This is a genomic window from Bartonella queenslandensis AUST/NH15, assembly GCF_000312585.1.
GTDB classification, from domain to species: domain Bacteria; phylum Pseudomonadota; class Alphaproteobacteria; order Rhizobiales; family Rhizobiaceae; genus Bartonella; species Bartonella queenslandensis_A.
In genome coordinates this window covers 1-256 of the sequence record NZ_HE998145.1, presented here as the reverse complement: position 1 = coordinate 256, position 256 = coordinate 1, and the positions used below count along the sequence as shown (strand labels likewise).

The window sequence follows — 256 nt, the reverse complement described above, 5'->3', positions numbered from 1 at the left end:
GGTCGGAGGTAACGTAGAGCGTGCTTATCGTCGTACTGACTATTTAGAGCAGCGCCGTGTCTATATGGATAAATGGGCGGCTTTTGTCACAGGGCAATCTTAAGATATGGGGTGCATAACCCCATTATCTGTGGATAACTTTAGCTCTCTTTTCTCTCATTCTTTTTCAATAAGAGTCATAAATTATCACATCAGAAATTGTATGATAAAATATTGTTTTCTATAAATAAAATACCTTCAAAAATCATCCAAAATG

At 36.3% G+C, this 256-nt stretch carries 1 pseudogene; it reads left to right on the top strand.

The features are described from left to right. Window positions 1-103, top strand: a pseudogene (locus BN338_RS12275) (integrase); the annotation flags it as partial. Between the last annotated feature and the right edge of the window lie 153 nt (window positions 104-256).